Annotated in this window: 22 protein-coding genes; 8 read left to right on the top strand and 14 right to left on the bottom strand. The window is 65.6% G+C overall.

Annotated features, from left to right (window positions below; translation table 11 throughout):
* Nucleotides 1–18 precede the first annotated feature (18 nt).
* The 11 genes from RIN79_RS01155 to RIN79_RS01205 form a co-directional block, all read right to left on the bottom strand.
* A complete protein-coding gene (locus tag RIN79_RS01155; protein WP_309082757.1) occupies nucleotides 19–1,194 on the bottom strand; it encodes an MFS transporter in 1,176 nt (391 codons plus the stop codon).
* Between the two features lie 69 nt (nucleotides 1,195–1,263).
* Nucleotides 1,264–4,740 carry a pyruvate carboxylase gene (gene pyc, locus RIN79_RS01160; protein WP_309082758.1) on the bottom strand — a complete coding sequence of 1,159 codons (3,477 nt, stop codon included), beginning with the start codon at nucleotides 4,738–4,740 and terminating at the stop codon, nucleotides 1,264–1,266.
* Nucleotides 4,741–4,908: 168 nt separating this feature from the next.
* A complete protein-coding gene (mgrA, locus tag RIN79_RS01165; RefSeq protein WP_309082759.1) occupies nucleotides 4,909–5,955 on the bottom strand; it encodes an L-glyceraldehyde 3-phosphate reductase in 1,047 nt (348 codons plus the stop codon).
* Entirely contained in the window at nucleotides 5,952–7,100 is a 1,149-nt protein-coding gene (locus tag RIN79_RS01170) for a Gfo/Idh/MocA family oxidoreductase (RefSeq protein WP_309082760.1), read from the bottom strand. Before RIN79_RS01170 ends, mgrA begins: the two co-directional genes overlap by 4 nt.
* An 8-nt stretch (nucleotides 7,101–7,108) precedes the next feature.
* Nucleotides 7,109–7,858: a sugar phosphate isomerase/epimerase gene (locus RIN79_RS01175; protein ID WP_309082761.1), complete on the bottom strand. Its 750-nt coding sequence runs from the start codon at nucleotides 7,856–7,858 to the stop codon at nucleotides 7,109–7,111.
* Nucleotides 7,859–7,961: 103 nt separating this feature from the next.
* Entirely contained in the window at nucleotides 7,962–9,047 is a 1,086-nt protein-coding gene (locus RIN79_RS01180) for an ABC transporter ATP-binding protein (protein WP_309082762.1), read from the bottom strand.
* 3 nt (nucleotides 9,048–9,050) lie between these two features.
* The gene (locus RIN79_RS01185; protein WP_309082763.1) at nucleotides 9,051–9,992 is read right to left on the bottom strand and encodes a carbohydrate ABC transporter permease; all 942 of its coding nucleotides are present in this window, start codon (nucleotides 9,990–9,992) and stop codon (nucleotides 9,051–9,053) included.
* Complete coding sequence (locus tag RIN79_RS01190) at nucleotides 9,985–10,881, bottom strand: sugar ABC transporter permease (protein WP_309082764.1); 897 nt, start codon at nucleotides 10,879–10,881, stop codon at nucleotides 9,985–9,987. The genes RIN79_RS01185 and RIN79_RS01190 overlap by 8 nt, the downstream gene beginning before the upstream one ends.
* A gap of 86 nt (nucleotides 10,882–10,967) precedes the next feature.
* On the bottom strand, nucleotides 10,968–12,200 hold the full coding sequence (locus RIN79_RS01195) for an ABC transporter substrate-binding protein (RefSeq protein ID WP_309082765.1): 1,233 nt from the start codon (nucleotides 12,198–12,200) through the stop codon (nucleotides 10,968–10,970).
* A gap of 272 nt (nucleotides 12,201–12,472) precedes the next feature.
* Nucleotides 12,473–13,387 (bottom strand): SMP-30/gluconolactonase/LRE family protein, encoded by a 915-nt coding sequence (locus RIN79_RS01200; RefSeq protein ID WP_375165851.1) that lies wholly within the window; start codon nucleotides 13,385–13,387, stop codon nucleotides 12,473–12,475.
* A gap of 31 nt (nucleotides 13,388–13,418) precedes the next feature.
* Nucleotides 13,419–13,961, bottom strand: coding sequence for a gluconokinase (locus tag RIN79_RS01205; RefSeq protein WP_309082767.1), 543 nt, complete (start codon nucleotides 13,959–13,961; stop codon nucleotides 13,419–13,421).
* 279 nt (nucleotides 13,962–14,240) lie between these two features.
* On the opposite strand from RIN79_RS01205, the gene RIN79_RS01210 reads away from it, so the two are divergent.
* Both RIN79_RS01210 and RIN79_RS01215 read left to right on the top strand, forming a co-directional pair.
* The gene (locus RIN79_RS01210; RefSeq protein ID WP_309082771.1) at nucleotides 14,241–15,152 is read left to right on the top strand and encodes a DMT family transporter; all 912 of its coding nucleotides are present in this window, start codon (nucleotides 14,241–14,243) and stop codon (nucleotides 15,150–15,152) included.
* A gap of 74 nt (nucleotides 15,153–15,226) precedes the next feature.
* The gene (locus RIN79_RS01215) at nucleotides 15,227–15,865 is read left to right on the top strand and encodes an alpha/beta family hydrolase (protein WP_309082774.1); all 639 of its coding nucleotides are present in this window, start codon (nucleotides 15,227–15,229) and stop codon (nucleotides 15,863–15,865) included.
* A gap of 30 nt (nucleotides 15,866–15,895) precedes the next feature.
* Here RIN79_RS01215 and RIN79_RS01220 read toward each other — a convergent pair whose 3' ends face one another.
* Nucleotides 15,896–16,525, bottom strand: coding sequence for a TetR/AcrR family transcriptional regulator (locus RIN79_RS01220; protein ID WP_309082776.1), 630 nt, complete (start codon nucleotides 16,523–16,525; stop codon nucleotides 15,896–15,898).
* A 102-nt stretch (nucleotides 16,526–16,627) separates the two neighbouring features.
* On the opposite strand from RIN79_RS01220, the gene RIN79_RS01225 reads away from it, so the two are divergent.
* From RIN79_RS01225 to holA, 3 genes are all read left to right on the top strand, one after another.
* A complete protein-coding gene (locus RIN79_RS01225; protein ID WP_309082778.1) occupies nucleotides 16,628–17,368 on the top strand; it encodes a 3-oxoacyl-ACP reductase family protein in 741 nt (246 codons plus the stop codon).
* Between the two features lie 86 nt (nucleotides 17,369–17,454).
* Nucleotides 17,455–18,408 (top strand): NAD(+) diphosphatase, encoded by a 954-nt coding sequence (gene nudC / locus RIN79_RS01230; RefSeq protein ID WP_309082779.1) that lies wholly within the window; start codon nucleotides 17,455–17,457, stop codon nucleotides 18,406–18,408.
* Nucleotides 18,409–18,461: 53 nt separating this feature from the next.
* Nucleotides 18,462–19,499, top strand: a complete 1,038-nt coding sequence (gene holA, locus RIN79_RS01235; protein WP_309082780.1) for a DNA polymerase III subunit delta — start codon at nucleotides 18,462–18,464, stop codon at nucleotides 19,497–19,499.
* 117 nt (nucleotides 19,500–19,616) lie between these two features.
* Here the strand turns inward: holA and RIN79_RS01240 are convergent, their stop codons facing one another.
* Nucleotides 19,617–20,420: an alpha/beta hydrolase gene (locus RIN79_RS01240; protein ID WP_309082781.1), complete on the bottom strand. Its 804-nt coding sequence runs from the start codon at nucleotides 20,418–20,420 to the stop codon at nucleotides 19,617–19,619.
* 761 nt (nucleotides 20,421–21,181) lie between these two features.
* Here RIN79_RS01240 and RIN79_RS01245 point away from each other — a divergent pair.
* Nucleotides 21,182–22,678 (top strand): CoA-acylating methylmalonate-semialdehyde dehydrogenase, encoded by a 1,497-nt coding sequence (locus RIN79_RS01245; RefSeq protein ID WP_309082782.1) that lies wholly within the window; start codon nucleotides 21,182–21,184, stop codon nucleotides 22,676–22,678.
* 214 nt (nucleotides 22,679–22,892) lie between these two features.
* Nucleotides 22,893–23,219, top strand: a complete 327-nt coding sequence (locus tag RIN79_RS01250) for a hypothetical protein (protein ID WP_309082783.1) — start codon at nucleotides 22,893–22,895, stop codon at nucleotides 23,217–23,219.
* Nucleotides 23,220–23,230: 11 nt separating this feature from the next.
* Here RIN79_RS01250 and RIN79_RS01255 read toward each other — a convergent pair whose 3' ends face one another.
* Nucleotides 23,231–23,905, bottom strand: coding sequence for a GntR family transcriptional regulator (locus tag RIN79_RS01255; RefSeq protein WP_309082836.1), 675 nt, complete (start codon nucleotides 23,903–23,905; stop codon nucleotides 23,231–23,233).
* A 94-nt stretch (nucleotides 23,906–23,999) separates the two neighbouring features.
* Here RIN79_RS01255 and RIN79_RS01260 point away from each other — a divergent pair, with 94 nt between their 5' ends.
* Nucleotides 24,000–24,893 (top strand): dihydrodipicolinate synthase family protein, encoded by an 894-nt coding sequence (locus RIN79_RS01260; RefSeq protein ID WP_309082784.1) that lies wholly within the window; start codon nucleotides 24,000–24,002, stop codon nucleotides 24,891–24,893.
* The last annotated feature ends 7 nt before the right edge of the window (nucleotides 24,894–24,900 follow it).

The following is a 24,900-nucleotide window of genomic DNA, read 5'->3' on the forward strand; positions in this document are numbered from 1 at the left end:
GCCGCGCCCTCTTTTGGATCAGGTGGAGGGCGCCGGCTGGGGCGAAATGCCGTCGGCCGGCCGCACCAGATCGGCCATCAGCAGGACGACCGCAAGCAGGACCGAGAAACCGAGAAAGACCGGTGCGAAGCCCGTATGCTCGGCGATGAAGCCGACCAGCGACGGGGCGAAGAGAATTCCCGAGTAGCCGATGGTGGTGGCGACGCTCATGCCGGCGGCCGGCGAGATGCCCGGCTGGTTTCCGGCCGCCGAAAAGACGATCGGCACCATGTTGGCGACACCGAGGCCAGCCAGGGCGAAGGCCAGGGTGGCCAAGAGCGGCGTCGAAGCCAGCCCGGCTCCCAGCATGCCGATGCACGCCACACCTGCCGAAATGCGCATGGTCTTCACCGCCCCCAGGCGGTTTCGCACGCCGTCCCCCAGGAAGCGCATGACGGCCATCACTCCCGCAAAGGCAGTGAAGGGCAGGCTCGCCGTGAAATAGTCGGCGCCCATTTCCTGCTGCAGATAAAGCGCCGCCCAGTCGAGCACGGCACCTTCCGGCATCATGCAGAAAAGCGCGATGACGCCCGTGACGTAGACGAGCGCCGAGCGGGGGAAGCCGCCCCTGCCTCCCTCCGCCTTCACCGCCGGCCTGTTCTCCGCGATCAGGAGCGGCATGGTGACCAGGACCAGAACCAATGAAAAGACCGTAACCACCGCTATGTGGGCTACATGGCCCCAGTTCTCCACCATGAGACCGCCCAGCCCCGCGCCGGCAAAACCGCCAAGACTCCAGAAGCCGTGGGAGGAGGACATGATCGCCTTCTGCAGCCGCCGCTCCACGACGACTGCGTTGGAGTTCATCGCCACGTCCATGCTCCCCAGCATGGCCCCGAAAAAGAAAAGGGCGGGCACGACGAAGGGAATGCCAGGCGCCGCCCCGATGCCGATCAGGGAGAGGCAGCAGAGCACGCCCGTGATACGCGCGACCGGTCGCGAGCCGTAGCGCCCGATGAGATAGCCGCAAACCGGCATGGCCAGCACGGCGCCGACGCCGAAGACGACGATGAGCAGCCCGAGCGCGGTTTCGGAAAGGGAGAATCGCGCGACAAGAACGGGTATCTCCGGCGCCCAGCTCCCGGTCACGAAACCATTGGCGAAAAAATAGGCCGCAACGGCCCAGCGGCCATAAAGCGCGTCGTCTCGAAGCATGATCGGGTATCTCGAAGCCGGCGCGGGAGGAGCGCCTTCGGTTGCTGCTAAATCGATTTAGGACCTACGTCAATTGCCAGAAGTTCCATTCTGCAGGACCAGGAGCAGGTCCTTGGCGTCGATCTGGTCGCCCGCCCTGACAAGCACCTCGACGATCTTGCCGTCGCGCTCGGCATGGAGGGCGGTCTCCATCTTCATCGCCTCGATCGAGAGCAGCACGTCGCCTGCCTTCACCGCCTGACCGACGGCGACGGCAACGGAGGAGATGACCCCCGGCATGGGAGCGCCGACATGCGTATCGTTTCCGGCTTCCGCCTTGCGGCGCACTGCCAGCGCCGAGGCGCCATGCAGGCGGTCCGGCACCTTGACGCGGCGCGGCTGCCCGTTGAGCTCGAAGAAGACGGTCACCATGCCCTTGTCGTCCGGATCGCCGATGGCGAGACAGCGGATCACCAGCGTCTTGCCGCGCTCGATTTCGACAAAAATCTCGTCCTGCTGCCGCATTCCGTAAAAATACACGGGGGTCGGCAGGACGCTGACGGGACCGTAGGTCTCCGTTGCCGCGGCGAAATCGACGAAAACCTTCGGGTACATGAGCCAGGAGGCGAACTCGAAATCGTCCACCTGTCGGCCGAGCTTTTCCTCGAGTTCCTTTCGCCCGGCCTCGAGATCGGCGGGGGGAAGCAGCGAGCCCGGACGCACCGTGATCGGCTTCTCGCCCTTCAGCGCCTTCTTCTGCAGCGCTTTCGGCCAGCCGCCGGGAGACTGGCCGAGATCCCCGCGCAGCATGGAGACGACGGACTCCGGAAAGGCGATATCCTTCTCCGGGTTCTCCACATCGGCGACGGTCAGGTCCTGGCTCACCATCATCAGCGCCATGTCGCCCACCACTTTCGAGGAGGGCGTAACCTTCACGATGTCGCCGAGCATCATGTTGACGTCGTGATAGGCGCGCGCCACCTCGTGCCACCGCGTCTCCAGGCCGAGCGCCCGCGCCTGTTCCTTGAGGTTGGTGAATTGGCCACCGGGCATCTCGTGCAGATAGACCTCCGAGGCCGGCCCTTTCAGGTCGCTTTCAAAGGCGGCGTACTGGCTGCGCACCGCTTCCCAGTAGAAGGAGATGCGACGCACCCATTCCATGTCGAGCCCGGGGTCGCGCTCGCCGCCCTTCAGCGCCTCGACGATGGAGCCGAGACAGGGCTGCGATGTGTTGCCGGAGAAGGCATCCATCGCCGCGTCGATGACATCCACTCCGCTCTCCACGGCCGCAAGCACCGTTGCTGCGGAGATACCGGAGGTGTCATGCGTGTGGAAATGGATCGGCAGGTCCGTCTCCTGGCGCAGGGCGGTGAAGAGGACGCGGGCCGCAGCGGGTTTCAAAAGGCCCGCCATGTCCTTGATGGCGAGGATATGGGCGCCGGCGGCCTCGAGTTCTTTGGCAAGGCCGAGATAGTATTTGAGATCGTATTTGGGCCGGTTGGGGTCGAGAAGGTCGCCGGTGTAGCAGATCGTCGCCTCGCAGAGCTTGCCTTCCTCGCGCACGGCATCCATCGCCACGCGCATATTCTCCACCCAATTCAGGCAGTCGAAGACGCGGAAGAGGTCTATCCCGCCGCGCGCTGCCTGCTTCACGAAATAGCGCACGACATTGTCGGGATAGTTCGTGTAGCCGACGCCGTTCGCGCCGCGCAGCAGCATCTGGAGCAAGAGGTTCGGCGCGCCTTCGCGGATCAGCGACAGCCGCTCCCACGGATCCTCCGTCAGGAAGCGCATGGCGACATCGAAGGTCGCCCCGCCCCAGCATTCGAGCGACAAAAGCTGCGGCAGCGCCCGGGCATAGACGCCGGCGATGCGGGCTGTGTCGAAGGTGCGCATGCGCGTGGCGAGCAGCGACTGATGCGCATCCCGCATCGTCGTGTCGGTCATCAGCACGCGCGTCTCGGCGCGCATCCATCTGGCGAACTCGTCAGGCCCGAGGCGATCAAGACGCTGCTTTGCGCCGTCGGGAACAGGCCTGTCGATATAAGGCGCGCGCGGGGGAGCGGCGTCCGGTTTCGGCCGCGGCCGATCGCGCACTTCCGGATGCCCGTTCACTGTGACATCGGCGAGGTAGTTGAGCAGCTTGGTGGCGCGGTCGCGCCGCTTCACCTGCGCGAAAAGCTCCGGCGTCTCGTCGATGAACCGCGTCGTGTAGGACGCATCGCGGAATCGTTCATGACTGATGATCGCTTCCAGAAACGTAAGGTTCGTCGCCACGCCGCGGATGCGGAACTCGCGCAGGGCACGGTGCATGCGGCTGATCGCTTCCTCCGGAGTCGGCGCCCATGCGGTCACCTTTTCCAGCAGCGGGTCGTAATAACGGGTAATGACCGCGCCCGAATAGGCGGTGCCGCCGTCGAGCCTGATGCCGAAGCCGGTGGCGCCGCGATAGGCGGTGATCCGGCCGTAGTCCGGGATGAAATTCTGCTCGGGGTCTTCCGTGGTGATGCGGCACTGCAGCGCGTGGCCGTTGAGCCTGATGCCGCCCTGCGCCGGCACCCCGGAACGCGGGTCGCCGATGCGCTCGCCTTCCAGGATGCGGATCTGCGCCTTGACGATGTCAATACCGGTCACCTGCTCGGTCACCGTGTGCTCGACCTGGATGCGCGGGTTGACCTCGATGAAGTAGAAGGCGCCGGTCTGCGCATCCATCAGGAACTCGACGGTGCCGGCGCCGACATAGTCGGTCGCCTCGGCGATCTTCAGCGCATGGCCGCAGAGTTCCGCGCGCCTGGCATCGTCCAGATACGGCGCCGGGGCGCGCTCGACGACCTTTTGGTTGCGCCGCTGGATGGAGCAATCGCGTTCGAAGAGATGCACCACATTGCCATGGGTGTCGCCCAGCACCTGCACCTCGACATGGCGCGCGCGCTCGACCAGCTTTTCGAGATAGACTTCGTCCTTTCCGAAGGCGGCCTTCGCCTCGCGCTTGGCCTCCATCACCTCGCGGCTGAGGTCGGCCTCCGAGCGTATGACGCGCATGCCGCGCCCGCCGCCGCCCCAGGAGGCCTTGAGCATTACGGGGAAACCGATCTCGGCCGCCATCCTCGCCACCTCGCCCATGTCGTCGGGCAGGGGCTCCGTAGCCGGCACGACCGGCACGCCGACCTCAACGGCAAGATTGCGCGCGGCCACCTTGTTGCCGAGCCGCCGCATCGTGTCCGGCGACGGGCCGATGAAGACGATGCCGTTTGCGGCGCAGGCCTCGGCGAACTCGGGGCTCTCGGACAGGAGGCCGTAGCCAGGATGGATCGCATCTGCTTCCGAAAGCTTCGCGACCCGGATCACCTCGTCGATGGAGAGATAGCTTTCGATGGGCCCCAGGTCGCGTTCCAGATGCGGCCCGCGTCCGACCTGGTAGGATTCGTCCGCCTTGAAGCGGTGCAGTGAGTATTTGTCCTCCTCCGCCCATATGGCGACCGTGCGGATGCCGAGCTCATTGGCGGCACGAAAGACGCGGATGGCGATCTCGGAGCGATTGGCGACAAGGAGTTTTCTGATCTGCACGGAGGTGGCCCTGGGGATGTGCGATAGGCGGGATATGGCTCAGACTTTATTCCTGTCGATATTGCGGCGCAATAAACTCCCATGAGGAAGGGTCCATCTGCCCGCGCATATGCTTCCTGGCCAAATCATCGGGATGGCGGCCTCGGCGCTTGAGGCCGCAATCGACGACTAGCTGCGGGCGGGGCCTTTGCGCTCGGCGGAGGCGGCCCAGAGATTGATGTCGGCCTCGCCTGCGTAGCGGTCGATCTCCGCCAGTTCCTCGTCGCTGAAATCGGGCTGTCGCAGCCCGCCGACGATCTCCTCCACCTGTTCGGGGCGGCTGGCGCCGATCAGGGCCGAGGTCACGCGGCCGCCGCGCAGCACCCAGGCGATCGCCATTTGGGCCAGGCTCTGGCCGCGGCGCTTGGCGACCTCGTTCAGCGCGCGGATATTGCCGATCGTCTTCTGGTTGAGGAACTCCTTCCTCAGCGACTTGCCCTGGGCGGCGCGGCTGTCCTCCGGAATTCCGGCGAGATACTTGTCCGTCAGCATGCCCTGTGCCAGCGGCGAGAAGACGATGGAGCCTATTCCGAGTTCGTCCAGCGCATCGAGCAGCCCGTCATCCTCGATCCAGCGGTTGATCATCGAGTAGCTCGGCTGGTGGATGAGGCAGGGCGTGCCGAGCTCCCTCAGGATCGTCGCCGCTTCGCGCGTGCGCTGCGAATTGTAGGAGGAGATGCCGGCATAGAGCGCCCTGCCCGAGCGCACGATGTGGTCGAGCGCCATCATGGTCTCTTCCAGCGGCGTATCGGGATCGAAGCGATGGGAATAAAAGACGTCGACATAATCGACGCCCATACGCTTTAGGCTCTGGTCGCAGCTTGCGACCAGATATTTGCGGCTGCCCCATTCCCCGTAGGGGCCGGGCCACATCCTGTAGCCGGCCTTCGACGAGATGATGAGTTCGTCTCGATGCGCGGAAAGGTCCTGGCGCAGGATTTCGCCGAACGCCTCCTCGGCCGCGCCGGGCGGCGGGCCGTAATTGTTGGCGAGGTCGAAATGGGTGATGCCGAGGTCCACGGCTTTCCGGCAGATCGCCCGCTTCACCTCGTGCGGGCGGTCCTCGCCGAAATTGTGCCAGAGGCCGAGCGAGATCGCCGGCAGCTTGAGGCCGGACCGGCCGCAGCGCCGGTACGGCATGCCATGATAGCGGTTTGCGGCCGGCACCCAGCTCATGCCAATGCCTTCTCGGCCAGCAATTCGCGGGCCCTCTCGGGATCGAGCGCGGCGGGCCGCTCGCAGGTGGTGGTCAGATCGACGAAGCTGCCCTTTTCGGCGGATTTCAGGATCGATGTCATCACGTCGATTGCATGCAGCGACATCTCCAGCGAGCAGCGGTGCGGCCGGCCTTCGAGGATGGCCACGGCCATGTCGGCCAGACCCGCGGCGCGGTAGTTCGCCAGCCCCTTCCCGTCCCTGCCGTCCTGGTTGGGAACGCCCAGCGGATGATCCCATTGCGGCAGGTCCACCACCTTCACCTCGTCGGTGACGACGAGCTCACCGCCGAAGAAGTTGGGGTCCGGCACGTGGAGCGAGCCCTTTTCGCCGTAGAGCTCCATATTGGCGTGCTTGTGGTGCCAGACATCCCAGCTGGCGCCAAGCGTGACGACCGCTCCGCTCGCAAACTCCATGACGGCGTGGATCGTCGTCGGCGTCTCCACTGTAATCTTCTCGCCGCGGCGCGGCTCCGACAGGATGATGCGCTCGCGCGTGGGAATGGAGGCGAGCGCCCCGACGCGCTTAACCGGCCCGACGAGCTGGATCAGATTGGTCACGTAGTAGGGACCGACATCGAGCACGGGGCCCGCGCCCGGCTTGAAGAAGAAGTCCGGGTTCGGGTGCCAGTGCTCCATGCCATGGCTCATCACATGGCATGTGCCGCTGACCACCTTCCCGATCGCGCCGGAATCGATCACGCGGCGGGCAAGCTGGTGCGAGCCTCCCAGAAAAGTGTCGGGCGCGGAGCCGACGCGCACGCCCTTCCGTGCGGCCAGTTCCGCCAGCGCCTTCCCCTCCTCGACCGAGAGCACGAAGGGCTTTTCCGAATAGACGTGCTTGCCGGCCTCGATCGCCCGGCGGGAGATTTCGTAGTGGGCCGCCGGAATGGTCAAATTGACCACGATGTCGACCTCGTCATCGGCGAGCAAGGCGTCGACCGACTCCTCCCGCAGGCCGAACTCCTCGGCCCGCGCTCTGGCCGCTGCAGGATTAACATCCGCGCAGGCGCGCATTTCGATGCCGCGGAAGAGCGGCGCCAGCCGCATATAGGCCGCGGAAATATTCCCACAGCCGATCACGCCCACACCAAGTTTTCTGGCCATCTGCTTCCTCAAAGCTTGCTTGCGTTTTCGATGGAGCGGCGGGCGAAGCGCTCGTGATCGTTCGGCTTGTCGTGCTCGATCACGAAGAAGCGCGCCTTTGTCTTCTGCCGGACCGTGTCGAGGATCCTCTTCCAGTCCACCGTGCCGCTGCCGACGTCTGCCCACCCGTCCTCGTCCGCCGCCTCGCCCTCCGGCGCGATATCCTTGATGTGGATCGCCGAGAGCTGGTCGGCATAACGCTCGATCCATTCGATGGGATCGGCGCCGCCGCGCACAATCCAGGCGATATCCGCCTCCCACGAAAGTCCGGGGCCGCCGCGAAAAATCTCCGCCATGGGAATGGAGCCGTCCGGCAGCGGGCGGAACTCGAAATCGTGATTGTGCCAGCCAAAGGTAAGGCCGGCGCCGTTGAGCGGCTCGGCCGCCTTTCGCAGCCTCTCGCCGAAGCGCGCATAGCCTGCCGCGTCGGACGGACGCTGGTCCGGCACGAGAAAGGGGCAATAGACGGCCTGCATGCCCGTGGCGCGGGCGATCTCCAGCACTTTCTCGGGCTCCGTCTCGATCGTGTCCAGGCTGAAATGGCCGGAACTCATGGCAAGGCCCGTCTCGGCGAGGGCCGCCTTCAGGCCGTCGAGATCGCCATAGACGCCGCCATAGCCTTCCACCTGGTCATAGCGCAGCCGCTTCAGCATACGCAGCGTCTCGTCAAGCGGAGGAAATTCGCGGGAGGAATAGAGCTGGTAGGAAAAATCCGTCATGTCCTTGCGTCTCCAGAATGGGCGGCCGTCAGAGCCGCCGGAACTTGTCTGCCCGGTCGCAGGCCCGGGCATGGAACGGATGTGGGCAGAACCCGCAATGTCGCTAAAGCCGCATCTCCGTCTCCGCGTCGAAGATGGAAGCGCGGGCCGGGTCGAAGCCGATCGGCACCCGCTCTCCTGTCCGGATGGGCACCTGCCCGTCGACGCGGAAGCGCAGTTCGTGGCCGTCGAGCTTGGACCAGACAAGCGTGTCGGCGCCCATGGGCTCGATCACCTCCACGTCCACCTCGGCCGTAAAGGGCTCCTCGGCCGCGGCGCGGCCGAGGAAGATGTGTTCGGGCCGGATGCCGAAAGTCGCGCCTCCAGGCTTGGGTCCGTTCCCGGAAAAGGCGTAGCGCTCGATCCCGATCCGCGTCCTGCCGGCCACGAAACTGGGCACTCCATTCATTTCGATCGTCCCATCGATGAGGTTGATGCTGGGAGAGCCTATGAAGCCGGCCACATATTTGTTCACCGGCCGGTTGTAGATCGTGTGCGGCTCGGCCAGCTGCTGTATTGAGCCCGCGCGCATGATGGCGATGCGGTCGGCGAGCGTCATCGCCTCGATCTGGTCATGCGTGACATAGATCATCGTCGTGTTTTCAAGCTGCTGGTGCAGACGCTTGATCTCCACCCGGAGTTCGGCGCGCAGCTTGGCGTCGAGGTTGGACAGCGGCTCGTCGAAGAGGAAGACATCGACGTCGCGCACCAGCGCCCGGCCGATCGCCACGCGCTGCCGCTGCCCTCCCGAAAGTTGCGCGGGCTTGCGCTTGAGCAGCGGGCCCATATGCAGGATCTCGGCCGCGCGGGCGATCCGCCGCGCAATCTCGTCCTTGGGCACGCGAGCATTCTTCAGCCCGAAGGAAAGATTTCCTTCCACCGTCATCTGCGGATAGAGCGCGTAGGACTGGAACACCATGCCGATGCCGCGGTCCTTCGGCTGCTCCCAGGTGACGTTGCGGCCATTGATGAAGATCTGGCCGTCGGTGATGTCGAGAAGCCCGGCGATACAGTTCAAAAGCGTGGACTTGCCGCATCCGGATGAGCCGAGCAGCACGAGGAACTCGCCCCGCTCGATCTCGAGATCGAGGCGCTTCAGGACCTCGACATCGCCGAAGCTGAGCGTGAGTTCCTTGATGGAGACGCTCATCGCTCAGCCCTTCACCGCACCGGCGGCGATGCCGCGCACGAACAGTTTTCCCGAGGCGAAATAGACGATGAGGGGAACGAGCCCGGTAAGCAGGGTAGCCGCCATGTTCACGTTGTACTCCTTCACGCCCTGGACGGAGTTGACGATGTTGTTGAGCTGGACGGTCATCGGATAGCTCTCCGGCCGCGTGTAGACGACGCCGAAAAGGAAGTCGTTCCAGATGCCGGTGATCTGGATGATCAGCGCCACCACGAAGATCGGCAGGCTCATCGGCAGCATGATCTTGAAATAGATGCCCCAGAAGCCCGCGCCATCGACGCGCGCCGCCTTGAACAGCTCCTCCGGCAGCGAGGTGAAATAATTGCGGAAGAGCAGCGTCAGGATAGGCATGCCAAAGATCGTGTGCACGAGGACGAGGCCGCTGAGGCTGCCGTAAAGGCCGATCTCGCGCAGGATGATGACCATCGGGTAGAGCATCACCTGATAGGGGATGAAGGCTCCGAAGATCAGGATGGTGAAGAAGACGTCGGCGCCCTTGAAGCGCCAGTTGGCGAGCGCGTAGCCGTTGAGCGAGGCGATGGCGATCGACAGGATCACCGAGGGAACGGTGATCTGCACCGAGTTCCAGAAGCCGCGCGAAAGCCCATCGCAATTCAAGCCCGTGCAGGCCTCGGCCCAAGCCTTGACCCAGGGCTCGAAGGTGATCTCCATCGGCGGAGAAAAAACATTGCCGAGACGGATCTCCGGCATGCCCTTCAGCGACGTGACGATCATCACATAGAGCGGCAGGAGATAGTAGACCGAGATCACAAAGAGGGTGCCGTAGAGGAAGACATTGCGGCGCGAGATGGCCCGGCGCGGGCGGGCGCCCCTCGGGCCGGCGAGGTCCTTCGACACGGCATCTGCCGCGACGCCCGCGGTGTTGAGAGCGGCCACATCAGCCATGCCGCTTCCTCCCGCCGAATTCCAGATAGGCCCAGGGAATGACGACGATCAGCACCGACAAAAGCATCATCGTCGATGCGGCGAAGCCCTGGCCGAGATTCTGCGAGGAAAACATCATGTCGTAGACATATTTGGCCGGCACCTCCGACGCGATGCCGGGGCCGCCGCTCGTCTGCGCGACGACGAGGTCGTAGACCTTCACGATCGCGGTGGCGATGATGACCAGCGCGGTGATGAGCACCGGGCGCATCATGGGGATGACGATGAAGAGATAGGTCTTCCACATGGGAATGCCGTCGACCCGCGCGGCCTTCCATATATCCTCGTCGATGCCGCGCAGGCCCGCGAGCATGAGGCACATTACGAGGCCGGTCGTCTGCCACAGGGCCGCGATCAGGATGCCGTAGATGACGATGTCCGGATTGTAGAGCGGATCGAAGGAGAAGCTCTCCCAGCCGAGCCCCCGCACCACGCTCTGCACGCCGAAATCCGGGTTCAGGATCCACTGCCATACAAGTCCGGTGACAATGAAGGAAAGGGCGAACGGGTAGAGCAGAATGGTGCGGAAGGTGTTCTCGAAGCGGATCTTCTGGTCAAGCAGCGCGGCGAGGACAAAGCCGATGACCAGGGCGAAAACCATCTTGCCGACGCCGAATATGGCAAGGTTCTCGACGGAAACCAGCCAGCGACGCGTCGACCAGAGGCGCTCATACTGGGCAAGGCCGACGAAGTTCAGCCGCGGCAGCAGGCCGGAACTGGTGAAGGAATAAAGGACCGTCCAGAGCGTCCCGCCCACGAAGACGATCGTGGCGGTCAGGATCATCGGAATGGCCGCGACCTTCGCATGCAGGTTGCGGAACAGCTGGTTCGGGCGGCGTTGCTGCGGCATCGCACGATCTCCGGCCGACGGGCGCAAAGGGATGGAAGGGCCGGTCCCGACAGGCCGGGACCGGCGCCTTTTTCACGATCGCGCGATCAAGTGGCGCTGCCGACGATGTCGGCGAAACGCTCCTGCGCCTCCTCGGCAGTCATCGACGGAGTGCTGAAGAATTCCGCCATCAGGTCGTTGATCTGGTTGATCGAGTCCTGCGACATCAGCTGCTCCTGGGAGGGGACTGCCTGCCCCTCGGCCAGAAGCGTCAAGCCCTTCTTCATGCAGTCATTGGCCGCGTTGACATCGACATCGCCGCGAATGGGCACCGATCCCTTCTTCAGGTTGAAAGCGACCTGCACCTTGGGATCCAGCATCACCCTGGCGAGGTCCTCCTGTGCCTTTGCCTGTTCCGGATCGTCCAGGAGCGGGAAATAGAAGGCATCTCCTCCGGTCTCCAGCGCCTGGCCGACCCCCAGCGCGGGAAGGCAGGTGTAGTCCTGCCCCGCGACTTCCCCGGCCACCTGGAATTCACCCTGCGCCCAATCGCCCATGATCTGGCCGCCGGCCTGGTCGGTGATCACTAGATTGGTCGCCTGGTTCCAGTCCTGCACGTTGGACTTGGCGGCCATCTTGCGGGCATCGTCGGCGGCCTTGAATATCTTCGCCACTTCGGGGCCCGCGGCGACCTCAGCATCCTTCTCGCCATAGACCTTCTGATAGATGTCGGCCCCGGCGAGCGAGATCAGGAGCACGCGGAACACGCCATGGATCTGCCAGGGCTGACCGCCGACTGCGAGCGGGACTTTGCCGGCCTTCTCCAGAGCCGGAGCGGCGGCGACGAACTCGTCCCAGTTCTGCGGCACCGGCACGCCCGCATCCTCGAACGCCTTGTTGGAAAGCCAGAGCCACTCCCAGGAATGGATGTTGACCGGCACGCAGTAGATTTTGCCGTCCAGCGTGCAGCTTTCGAGCAGGCTCGCCGGCTTGACGATGTCGCGCCAGCCCTCTTGCTCGGCAAGATCCGTAAGGTCGCGCATCAGGCCCGCTTCCACCAGTTCCTCGGCCTGCCGGCCATGGTTGAACTGGGTCGCGCCCATCGGGTCGCCGCCGGTGATGCGGCTGATCATGATCGGCCGCGCAGTGTTGCCGCCGCCCGCGATCGCGCCGTCGACCCATTTGTTGCCGGTGGCGTCGAAGGCCTTGGCGAATTCGGCGACCGCGGCCGCCTCGCCGCCGGAGGTCCACCAATGGGTGACCTCCAGATCGGCTGCCTGGACTGCCGTGGCGGCGGCCAGGACGGTGGTGGCGGTCAGGAATGCTTTGATCGATGTCATCTCTTCCTCCCTTTCTGGAGCTCTGCGAGGCAGGCCAGCTCAGCCGCACCGGCCTCCACCGGTGCGCTCGAATGACCACGCGAATGCGCGGTTTCAATCGATTACAGTCAGGTTCGATTACAGCAGCAGATGAGTCAACCCATCGCCGGGGAATTTTTTTCGCATCCCGAAAGAAATGCCCGCTCGCCGCCGCGAAGGCTCGCTCTTACCGGACGGACTCTTCCCGCGGGAGGGAGCCGAATCGCACCTTTTGGCCGGCCATCAGCGCATCGCTAATAGGTAGCGAGCCCGTTCACCATGAGCCGGATCCGGTAGAGCGAGGTGGTCGCGGTGATATAGAGGACGTTGCGCTTGGCCCCGCCGAAGACGCAGTTCGCCGCCACCTCAGGCACGCGGATTTTTCCCAGAAGCGTGCCGCCGGGATCGTAACAGTGGATGCCGTCGCCGGCGCTGGTCCAGATGCGCCCCTCCTCGTCGAGGCGAAAGCCATCGAAAAGCCCCGCCGTGCAATCGGCAAAGACCCGGCCGCCGGAGACCTTCCCGCCCTCGCTTACATCGAACACGCGCATATGGGCGGGGTTCTCCCGGCCGTGGGTGCGGCCTGTATCGACCACGTAAAGCTTCCTTTCGTCGGGCGAGAAGGCGAGGCCGTTCGGCCTCACCATGTCCGTGATCACCGCTTCCACCGCGCCGGAGGCCGGATCGACGCGATAGACATGGCAGGCGTCGATTTCGCTCTCGGCCTTGTTGCCCTCGTAGTCGGAGTCGATGCCATAGCTGGGGTCGGTGAACCAGATTGAGCCGTCCGACTTCACCACCACGTCGTTCGGCGAATTGAGCCGCTTGCCCTGCCAGCGGTCGGCGATGGTGATGATCCTGCCATCATGCTCGGTGCGGCTGACGCGGCGGTTGCCGTGCTCGCAGGTGACGAGCCGGCCCTGTCGGTCGACCGTATTGCCGTTGGAATTGCCGGCCGGATGGCGGAACACGCCGACATGGCCGTCGGTCTCGTCGAAACGCAGCATCCGGTCGTTCGGGATATCCGACCAGACGACATAGCGGCTGGCGGCGAGCCAGGCGGGACCCTCGGCCCAGGAGCAGCCGGAATAAAGCCGCTCCAGCCGGGCGCTGCCATTGACCAGCTTGGCGAAGCGTTCATCGAGGATTTCATAGATGTCGTCCGACATGATTGTCCCTCCAGATCACGTGGTGCGCCGTTCAGCCTTGCTCCCCCTTGCGCAGAAAGGCGATGGCCCGGGCAACGAGTTCATCCACCGGGAGCAGTCCATCGAGCGCGAGCGCCGCCTCGTCCGGTCCGGGCGGCTCCAGCGCGGCGAACTGGCTCTCCACCAGGCTTTCCGGCATGAAATGCCCCTTGCGGAGCTTGACGCGCCGGCGCGCCGTCTCCGCATCGATCACGAGATGGAGGAATATGGCCGCGGGGTTCGCCCGCCGCAGCTGGTCGCGGTAGCGGCGCTTCAGCGCGGAACAGGCCGCCACCGCCCCAAGGCCGGCCCGCGACTTTGCGGCAAGCTCCTCACCCACAGCCTCCAGCCAGCCCGCGCGATCGGCGTCGGTCAGCGGCTGACCGCTTGCCATCAGCGCGACGTTTTCCGGCGGGTGTAATGCGTCCCCTTCCACAAAGGCCGTGCCGAGCGCCTGCGCCAGCGCGGAGCCGACCGCCGTTTTGCCGCAGCCGGCCACCCCCATGACGACGACGGGGGGCGTGCCGGCCGTCTCCGACCCTCTGCGCTCATCCATCTGTAGCAACGGACCCCTCACGTTCCGCCGGGAAGCATGGCGACGATCACATACCGTTGTAAAGCCGGATTCCACCCTTTGCCGGCGCTTGCCCACGGTGGAGGCGCTCTCGCGGCGGTGACCTGACCCATTCGGCCTCGCCGTCTGGCCCAAGGAAAGCGGCCGGCAGCGCCCTTCTCACCATCAGCGGCTCTGGTGTAGAGCCGTGCTGGCGAGCTTGCCGATGGGGCTGGAACGGTGGGGCCGGCCATTGCGCGCCTCCGAATCGAAGGGAAAACGATGACAGCTCAGCCCGCCGCCGCGCCGGCCGCCGAGGACCACCGGGCGATCCGCCTCGGCATCCTCCTGATGCTGATATCGATGCTGCTCTTCTCGCTCAACGATGCGATGGGCAAGTATCTGGTCGCCACCTATTCCGTCGGCCAGGTCCTGCTCATCCGCAGCGCGGCGGCGCTGCTCATTCTGGCGCCGCTCCTGTGGCGAGCGGGCCTGCGGCCGCTTCTCAAGATCGAGCGGCCGGGCATGCAGACCCTGCGCGTGCTTCTCTCGGCGGCAGAGGTCTACGGCTTTTATTTCGCCGTCGGCTATCTGCCGCTCGCCGATGTGATGACCTATTGGCTCGCCGCGCCGATCTATGTGGCGGCGCTCTCGCCGCTTCTCCTCGGCGAGAAGGTCGGCTGGCGTCGCTGGACTGCCATCTTCTTGGGCTTTGTCGGAGTCGTCATCGCGCTCGATCCGTCGGCGGCCACGCTCACGCCGCCGGCCATCATCTCGATCCTGGGGAGCTTCGCCTTCGCCTTCCTGCTGCTCTCCTCGCGCGCATTGCGCGCCACCCCCGACCTGACGCTGGTCTTCTGGCAGACGCTGGGCGCGGCTTTCGTCGGCCTTGCCACCGCTCCATTCGGCTGGGCGACGCCGAGCGGCGGCGATTTCCTCCTTCTCGGCATGCTCGGCGTGGTGGCGATGCTCGCCCATATGGGCATGAACCGCTCCATGAAGCTCGCCGACGCGGCGACCGTCGCGCCCTTCCAATACACGATGCTGCTTTGGGCGGTGGTGTTCGGCTGGGCGTTCTTCGGCGATGTTCCGCGGCCCGCCATCCTGGTAGGCGGCGCGATCATCGTCGCGGCGGGCCTGTTCATCTTCTTCCGCGAGCGGAAGGTGAAAGCGCCGGTCATCGCCGAGCACTAGAGGCGCAGGCTTTTTTCTTTTGCAGCCGATGGTTTTGCGTCACCCTCCTCCTGAAGTTGAATAGGAGAAACCTGATGGCGCAGAACTTCATCTTCGACGGGCCGGAGGATGCCGGCGTCACGCTTCTCCTCGCCCATGGCGCCGGCGCTCCGATGGACTCCGCCGCCATGACCGCGGTCGCGAGGGCGCTGGCGGAAGCCGGCCTGCGCGTCGCCCGCTTCGAGTTCTCCTATATGGCTGCCAGGCGGACGGGTCAGCGCAAGCCCCCGCCGCGCGCGGAGACCCTGATCCCCGAATATCGCGCCGCCGTCGAGGAGCTCGCCGCGCGCGCTCCCCTGATCATCGGCGGCAAGTCGATGGGCGGGCGCGTCGCCTCCATGGTGGCGGACGAGCTCCATGCGAGCGGCCGCATCGCCGGCCTGCTCTGCCTCGGCTACCCCTTCCATCCTCCCGGCAAGCCCACGCAGCTGCGCACCGGGCACCTCGCCGGACTGAAGACGCCGACCCTGATCTGCCAGGGCACCCGGGACGAGTTCGGCACGCCCGACGAGGTGAGGGCCTATGCGCTCTCGCCCAGCATCGAGATTGTCTGGCTGGAGGACGGCGACCACGACCTCAAACCCCGCAAGAGCGTCTCCGGCTTCAGCGCCGCGGATCACCTGAGGACGGTAGCCGCGACTGTCAGCGCCTGGACGGCGCGCATCGCAGGCTGACCGGCCCGCGCTGGGCGGCAGCGGACTGCCCTATCGCCCATCACCGGCCACGGGACGGACGGCGCAGACCGCATCCCACGCCGCCGTGGCGCAATCGACGGCCGCCGCGAGCGCTTCGGGGCGGGCACCGTCGCGCGCCTCCACCGACAGCCCATGCAGGACCGCCGTGTAGAAGCCCGCCACCGCCGCGGCATCCGCCTCTTTCGGCACATCGCCTTCCTGCTTGCCGCGCTCGATGCGCTGGCGCATTCTTTCCCGCCCCTCCTGCCGGTTCTGCGCCACATAGGCGCGGACCGTCTCGTTCTCCGGCGCACCGGTGATCGCGGAGAGAACGACCATGCAGCCCGTCGGCCGGTCCGGCCGGCAATAGGCGGTGGCGTTGATGCGCAGCGCCGCCTCCACCGCCGCGCGCGCCGTCGACGCCTCGCGCATCGCCTCGTCGATCGGCGCCCCCTCGACGGCGCCATAAAGCTCGATCGCCTCGCGGAAAAGCGCTTCCTTACAGCCGAAGGCGGCGTAAAGGCTCGGCTTGTTGATCCCCAGCGCCTCTGTCAGGTCGCCGACCGAAGTGCCCTCATAGCCGCGCGACCAGAACAGCTCCATCGCCTTGCGAAGAGCCTCGTCGCGATCGAAGGAGCGCGGCCTTCCCCGTTCTCCCATGGCAATTTCCTTTCTGTACCAAACCGTAAATAATCTTCTTGACGGCCGCCTGCAACGCATCTAGCTAATATGTACCGAAAGGTACACAAAGGAGAGATGGACATGCAGGGACTGACTGGCAAGGCAGCGCTGGTCACGGGCGGCAGCCGGGGCATCGGAGCGGCCATCGCCCGGCGGCTGGCGAGCGAAGGCGCCGACGTGGCGATCACCTTCGTGAAGGGCGCCGACAAGGCGCGCGCCGTGGTGGAGGAGATCGAGAGCCTCGGCCGCCGCGGCCTGGCGATCGAGGCGGACAGCGCCGATGCCCGCGCGACCGCGCGGGCGGTCGACCGGGCCGCGGATGCCTTCGGCCGCTTGGACATACTGGTCAACAATGCGGGCATCTTCCTCTACGGCCCGCCGGAGGAAGTGACGGTGGAGGATATCGACCGGATCCTTGCCATCCACGTGCGCTCGGTCTTCGTCGCCTCGCAGGCGGCGTTGAAGCATATGCGCGAGGGCGGGCGCATCGTCTCCATCGGCTCCTGCTTCGCTCAGCGTGTCCCGGCCGCCGGCGTCACTCTCTATTCCATGAGCAAATCGACGCTGATCGGCTTCACCAAGGGTCTGGCGCGCGACGTCGGCGGGCGCGGGATTACTGTGAACGTCGTGGACCCCGGCCCCACGGATACCGACATGAACCCGGCGGACGGCCCCAACGCTGAAGAGGAGCGGAAGCAGATCCCGCTCGGCCAGTATGGCAGGCCGGAGGATGTGGCCGCCATGGTCGCGTTCCTTGCCGGCGAGGGCGGCCGCTTCGTCACCGGCGCCTCCTTCGCCGTGGACGGCGGCATCAACGCCTGATCCGCCGCCCGCCCGCTCATTTCCGGCTGGCATCCCCGAAAGGATGCGGATAGACCCGGCGCATGGCAATACGAGAGCGGGCGGGCATGAAATCCTTGTTCGAGACCCTGGCCGAGGAGGCGAGCCGGCTCACGGCCTTTGCGGGAAACACACTCGACAGACGCTCCGAGCAAAGGCCGGAAGGGTGTCTGGAGGAGGCGCTGGGCGATGCGCGCGCGCTCGTCTACGCCGTGTCGGAGAACCGGCTGCTGATAAAATTCGGGGAATCGGCCGATGCCCTCTTTACCCTCGGAGAGATCGAGCCGCTCCGTCCCGATCTTGTCGGCGCGATCCTCCTCGGCTTCACGCAAGGCGGCGAGCCGCGCCTGATGATCCCGCTGCAGGCAAAGGCGGAGGAATTGCCCGCGCCAATCAAGGCGCTCGACTACCGCTCGGTCTACCAGCAGCATCTCCTTTCCCCGGCGCAGCTCGGCGAGATGGCGCAGGGCGCAAGCCTGCTTGCCTGGAACCAGGCCACCCGCCATTGCGGCCTCTGCGGCGCCCCGACGCAAGCCAGGGCCGGCGGCTATCGCCGCTATTGCGACACCTGCGACAAGGAGTTTTTTCCGCGCACGGATCCCGTCGTCATCATGCTCGCGGTGGACGAGGAGGCTGATTGCTGCCTTCTCGGCCGCAGCCCCCATTTCCGGCCCGGCATGTTCTCGTGCCTCGCCGGCTTTCTCGAGCCGGGAGAGACCATCGAGGGTGCAGTGCGCCGCGAGACCCTTGAGGAGTCCGGCATCAGGCTCGGCCGCGTGCGCTACCATGCCAGCCAGCCCTGGCCTTTTCCGCATTCGCTGATGATCGGCTGCTATGGCGAGGCGCTGTCGCGGGAAATCAGCTTCGACGGCACCGAGCTGGAGGATTGCCGCTGGTTCTCCCGCGCGGAGGTTCGGGCGCTGCTCAGCAGCCCCGGCGGCCAGGCGCCGTCCGTGCCGCCCGAGGGCAGCATCGCGCACCGGCTGATCACGGACTGGGCTTTGGCCGGAGAGCGGCAGTGACCGGGAGCCGGTGCCGCCTTCACTTCCGCTCGCCCAGCGCATAGTTTTTCGCCATGGCACAGAAGAAAGCCTATGAAGTCGACGGGTGGCTTGCCCGGCCGGACCGCAATATTTCGGTCGTGCTGCTCTACGGGCCGGACCGTGGGCTCGTTTCCGAGCGCGCGCGCATCTTTGCCCAGAAAAGCGGACTGCCGCTGGACGATCCCTTTTCGGTCGTGAAGGTCGATGCGGCGGAAGCCGACCAGCCGGGACGGCTTCTCGATGAGGCGCGCACCGTGCCCATGTTCGCCGACCGCCGCCTGGTCTGGGTCCGCGGCGTCGGGAGCCAGAGCGCGATCGCCGCCGATGTGGCCGCGCTTGTCGACGAGCCGCCGGCCGACTGCCTCGTGCTGGTCGAGGCGGGCGATCTCAAGAAGAACGCGGCGCTGCGAACCGCCGTCGAGCGCGGCGAAAAGGCCATGGCGCTGCCCTGCTACAGCGACGATGCGCGCAGCATCGACGCGGTCATCGACGATGTGCTCTCGAAAGCCGGGCTCGTCATTTCGCTGCCGGCGCGGCAGCTCCTGAAGGCCAATCTTGGCGGCGACCGGCTGGCGACGCGCGGCGAATTGGAGAAGCTGGCGCTCTACTGCGCGGGAGCCGGCGAGGTGCGGCCCGAGGATGTGCGCGCTCTGGTGGGCGATGTGTCCGGAACGGGCGTGGACGAGGCGGTGGACGCGGTCATGTGCGGCCGCATTGCCGAGTTCGATTCACTTTTCTCCCGCCATGTTTCCGCGGGGAACCCGCCTTTCCTGATGCTCTCCGCAGCGCTCCGCCACGTACAGGCCCTGCAGCTGATGCGCGAGCAGGTGGAGGCGGGGGGCAAGACGGCCGCCGCGGCCGTGGCCTCGGCGCGCCCGCCCGTCTTCTTCGCGCGGCGCTCCATGGTGGAGCAGGCCGTGCAGCGCTGGAACCAGGCCATGCTGCAGGCGGCGGCAGAGCGCCTGCAGGGCGCGATCCTGAAATCGCGCCAGCATCCGGCTGTGGCCCAGTCCGTCAGCCGGCAGTCGCTTCTCGCCCTCGCCATCGAGGGCGCCCGGGCCGGGCGGTAGCGCGTCGATTAAGGCGCCACCGCCTGCGCGTCCCCCAACGGCCCCTGCGGAATGTCCTTTCGCGCGGCCAGCCCGACGAGAAGGCGCGGCGGACGATGAGCATGCGGAACTGAGGCTTTACGCGATCCGATCCAAAAAACCGAGCACCGCGCCGTTGAAAAGCTCCGGCCGCTGCAGCGGCGCGAAATGGCTGACGCCGGGAAGAACGATCAGTTCGGCATCGGGAATGCTGCGCGCCAGGTATTCGGCATGCTCCATCCGGATGAACTCGTCGTCCTCGCCGAGGACGACCGTCACCGGCACCTTTATGCCGCTCAGTTGCGCGGCGCTGTAGTTCGGCTCGGTCTGCATCATCCGCGAAACGTCGGCCACGAATGTATCGAATTCCGTCGGCGTGGCGGACAGCGCCTCATAGTCCTTCCTGTGGCGGCGGAAGCATCGGTCGATCACCGGCGTCGGCTTGAACTCGTGGGTGCCGCTCGGGTCCATGTTGCAGGCAAAGAAGAAGACGCCGGAGACGCGCTCCGGATGCTTGTCGGCGAGGATGAGCGCGGTGCAGGCGCCGTCGCTCCAGCCGACAAGCGCCGCGGTTTCGATCCCGAGGTGGTCCATCACTGCCAGCACGTCCCCCGCCATCCGCTCATAGCTGAAGGGCCGGGCGTCGCGCATGCTGCGGCCGTGTCCGCGGCTATCGATGAGGACGACTGTTCGGCCCGCCTGGACAAGTGCTGGGACCTGGTAGCCCCAATTGCCCGCATTGCCGAGCCCGCCATGCAGCAGGATGACGGCGGGGCCGGAGCCATGGACGGCATGCCAGATACGCGCGCCGTCGTTCTCGACAAAGCCCTCTGTCCTCGAGGGGGGAAGCAGCGGCGCTCCGTTCGCCTCGAAATTCACAAGCTCGTCGTCCGTTACCTGCATCGGCCTCTCCTTCACTCCTTCAGGATAAAAGACGATCGGATGGGCAGGCTCCAGACATCCAACCTTGAAAATTGCCTGCTCGCGCTCATTGCTGCCGGGCCGAGTCGTCCAGTCAAACGACGGCGTGGATGAGATTCCTCGCCCCCCATAAAAATTCCGTAGCAAAAACAAAGGCCGGTCAACTTTTTTGGACCTTTCCGGCTGTTTTTTATCCACCCCTTTCCGCCCTCCCTTATCATCTGCCCATCGCTCTTGCGGGAACCGGATGCGCACCGGGTGTTCGGGAGAGCGGCGGCAACCTCCCCCTCCAGGGATCGGTACCTGGAGGCATGATGAGGGCCCGCGACAGGCCGGCGGTGCCGGGATGCTGGGTGACAGACAGCATCTTGGAAAAACGGATGCTGGGTGAGAGACAGCATCGCGGAAACCGCGGAGAAGCCGCTAGGGCTTTTCCTTCGGCCCGGCAAAGACCACCCCCTTCATTGGGTGCAGCCGGGACGGAAGAGAGGCCCGAGTGACCGGCCAATGTCGGGACAGCGGCCGGCGGGGCGCGTGAGACGCGCCACGATTAACTAACAGAGAGGCACGGACCACGCGCCCCGCTTCCCACCTTCTTCAATGGCCAGACGGCGAAAGCCGGGCGTGGCGGCGATGAAACGCGCCAAAAGCAAGAATACACGATGGATGCGATTTTTCCTCGCATTGCATTTGCGCCCCCGACGCGGGACAATCGGCCCAACGGACAATCAGGAGAGAACCTCATGGAGGAGATCGGTCATTTCATCGGCGGAAAACGCGTGGCCGGCACCAGCGGCCGCGTGCAGGATGTCATGCAGCCCATGGACGGCACGGTGCGCGCGAAAGTGGCGCTCGCCTCGGCCGACGAGGTGCGGCAGGCCGTGGAGAACGCCAAGGCGGCGCAGCCCGCCTGGGCGGCCACCAACCCGCAGCGCCGGGTTCGCGTGCTGATGAAATTCCTTGAGCTGGCGCACAAGGAATATGACGCCCTCGCCGAGCTGCTGGCGCGCGAGCACGGCAAGACGATCCTCGATGCCAAGGGCGATATCCAGCGCGGGCTGGAGGTGGTCGAGGTGTGCATCGGGGCGCCCCATATGATGAAGGGCGAATATACCGAAGGCGCAGGCCCCGGCATCGACGTCTATTCCATGCGTCAGCCGCTCGGCGTCGTGGCCGGCATCACGCCCTTCAACTTCCCGGCCATGATCCCGCTGTGGAAGATCGCCCCGGCCATCGCCTGCGGCAATGCCTTCATCCTGAAGCCGTCCGAGCGCGACCCGGGCGTTCCCATGCGCATCGCCGAGCTTTTCATGGAAGCCGGCCTGCCCGCGGGCGTGCTCAATGTCGTCAACGGCGGCAAGGAGGCCGTGGACGCCATCCTGGACGATCCGGACATCCAGGCGGTGGGCTTCGTCGGTTCCACGCCCATTGCGAAATACATCTACAGCCGCGCCACGGCCAACGGCAAACGCGCCCAGTGCTTCGGCGGCGCGAAGAACCACCTGATCATCATGCCCGATGCCGATATGGACCAGACGGTGGACGCGTTGATCGGCGCCGGCTACGGGTCGGCGGGCGAGCGTTGCATGGCGGTCTCCGTGGCCGTGCCGGTGGGCAAGGAGACGGCCGACCGGCTGGTGGAGAAGCTGATCCCGCGCGTGGAAAGCCTGAAGGTCGGCCCCTCGACCGATTCCACCGCCGATTTCGGCCCGCTGGTGACAAAAGAGGCGCTCGAGCGCGTGAAATCCTACGTCGACCTCGGCGTGAAGGAAGGCGCCAAGCTCCTCGTCGACGGGCGCGGCTTCAAGATGCAGGGCTATGAGAACGGCTACTATATGGGCGGCTGCCTCTTCGATGAGGTGACGCCGGAGATGCGCATCTACAAGGAAGAGATTTTTGGGCCGGTGCTCTCGGTGGTTCGCGCCGAGAACTACGAGGACGCGCTGCGCCTGCCCAACGAGCATGAATATGGCAATGGCGTCGCCATCTTCACCCGCGACGGCGATGCCGCCCGCGATTTCGCCGCTCGCGTCAATGTCGGCATGGTGGGCGTGAACGTGCCCATTCCCGTGCCGATCGCCTACTATACCTTCGGCGGCTGGAAGGCCTCCCATTTCGGCGACCTGAACCAGCACGGGCCGGACGCCTTCCGCTTCTATACCAAGACGAAGACGGTCACCTCCCGCTGGCCGTCCGGCATCAAGGATGGGGCGGAATTCGTCATCCCGACGATGCGTTAGCGGACCCGTCTGCCTGCGGGAAACGGCCCGCAGGCAGTTCCGCGCGGGCAACCCGCCAGTCTTCGCAAGAACACATCCCCTGCCGATTTGCGAAATTTGGTGGAACAGCTTTCGTTTTCTATCGTTAACACTGCCGAAACCCGCTTGAAACCGCGGAACGACAGCGTCGCCGCAGACAGAGCGATATGCCTGCACGGCGGCAGGAGGTAGTGACATGAAGAAGACTGTGCGAGCCAGCTTCGGTCTGGCAGCGATGGCCTGCGTCGCTCTTTTCACCGGTGCCCAGCAGGCGACCAGCCAGACCGGCGGCGATGTCTGTGCCCCGCGTGACGATCTGGTCGCTCAGCTCGGTGCCCAGTACAGCGAACGCCAGAAGGGCGTCGGCCTGCTCGGCGAGCAGGCGGTGATGGAGGTCTTCGCCTCCGATCAGGGCAGCTGGACGATCCTCACCACCGACATCAACGGCACGAGCTGCATCGTGGCCGCCGGCGAAGGCTGGGACGACACGTCTTCCGCGACGCTTGTCGGCGAGGGCGTCTGATCCACCGCTGATCAGGGCCGCGCTATCGATTCCGCATCCCTGCGCAGGAGGCGCATCAGCGCCTCCGCCTCGCGGCCGGCTCCATCCTCATCGCGATCGAGAATGGCGCGGATGAGCCGCACATGCTGTTCGGCCGCGCGGGCAAGGTCGCTCTCGCCCCGGTAGCGGAACCAGAAGCGGCGGCTGTGCGTCTGCAGCGGGGCCGCAAGCCTCGCCGCGTAGGGATTGTCGGCGGTCTCGGCAAGCGCCTCGTCGAGCAGCTTGTCGGCATCCAGGAAAGCCATCGCGTCCGCGCTCAGCACCGCCTTTTCCATGTGCAGCGCAGCGTTCCGGAACTGTGCCACCATGGGCCCGGCTGCATAGCGAGCCGCGGAGCGGGCAAGGAGCACCTCCACTCCCAGCCGCGCGTCGATCACCTTCACCCAATCGCCCCGGGTGAGCGGGGCGATCGCCAGGCCCGAGCGCGGCCTCACCTCCACCAGCCCCTCCCAGGCCAGCCGCTGGATCGCCTCGCGCACGGGCGTCCTGCCGAGGCCGAGGCTCTCGATCAGGGCGCCCTCCGTCGTGGTTGCGCCGGGGGGCAGCTGAAGCGTCACGATCATCTTTTCGAGCATCCGGTAGGCTTTCGCCGCCACGGGCTCGAAGGATCTCGCCTTCGGCTCGCTGGCTGGAGTAGCTTCGGCCAAGCCGCCGGCATCGGGATGATATGTCAAGGCGCACCTCGTTGACAGCATGCACACCTCTGTCATATACGACTGATATATCAAGAGGAGAAGCGCCATGTGGAGCGGCATATTTCCGGCGGTTACCACCAAATTCACCCCGGAGGACACGCTTGATCACAAGGAAATGGAGCGCTGCTTCGGGCTTCTGATGGAGGCCGGCTGCGACGGGCTGATCGTCTGCGGCTCACTGGGCGAGGGTCCGATGCTCTCCCATGACGAGAAGCTCGAGGTGTTGCGGACAGCCAGGGACGTGGCGGGCGGCAAGCCGGTGCTGCTCACGGTAAACGAGGCGGCGACGCGCGATGCGTCAAGCCTTGCCCGTCGCGCAGCCGCGGCCGGCGCGGACGGGCTGATGATCGTGCCGAGCCCGATCTACCATACGGACGAGCGGGAAACCGTGGCGACGCTGAAGGCTGTCGCCGCGGCCGGCGGTCTGCCGGTGATGGTATATTCCAACCGCATCGCCTACCGTGTCGATGTCACCGTTCCGGTCATGCAGGAACTCGCCGGCGACGATCTCTTCGTGGCGATCAAGGAATCCTCGGATGACATCCGCCGCACGACGGATGTCATCAACGCGTTTGGAGACCGTTTCGCCGTGCTTACCGGCGTCGACAATCTCGCCTATGAGGCGCTGGCCGCAGGCGCCGTGGGCTGGGTGGCCGGTCTGGTGACCGCCTTCCCGCGCGAGACGGTGGCGATCTACCGCCTGATGAAGGCCGGCCGCTGGGAGGAGGCGCTTGCGGTCTACCGCTGGTTCCGCCCGCTGCTGGACCTCGACGTGTCCACCTATCTCGTGCAGAACATCAAGCTCGCCGAGGCCATCGAAATCGGGACCAACGAACGCGTGCGCATGCCGCGCCAGCCTCTCGCGGGTGAAAGGCGAGCCCGGGTGGAAAAGCTCGTAAGGGAGACGATCTCCCGCCGTCCTCGCCTCCCAACCTTGTGAGTACCCA

This window comes from Chelativorans sp., assembly GCF_031180965.1.
Classification (GTDB): Bacteria; Pseudomonadota; Alphaproteobacteria; order Rhizobiales; family Rhizobiaceae; genus Chelativorans.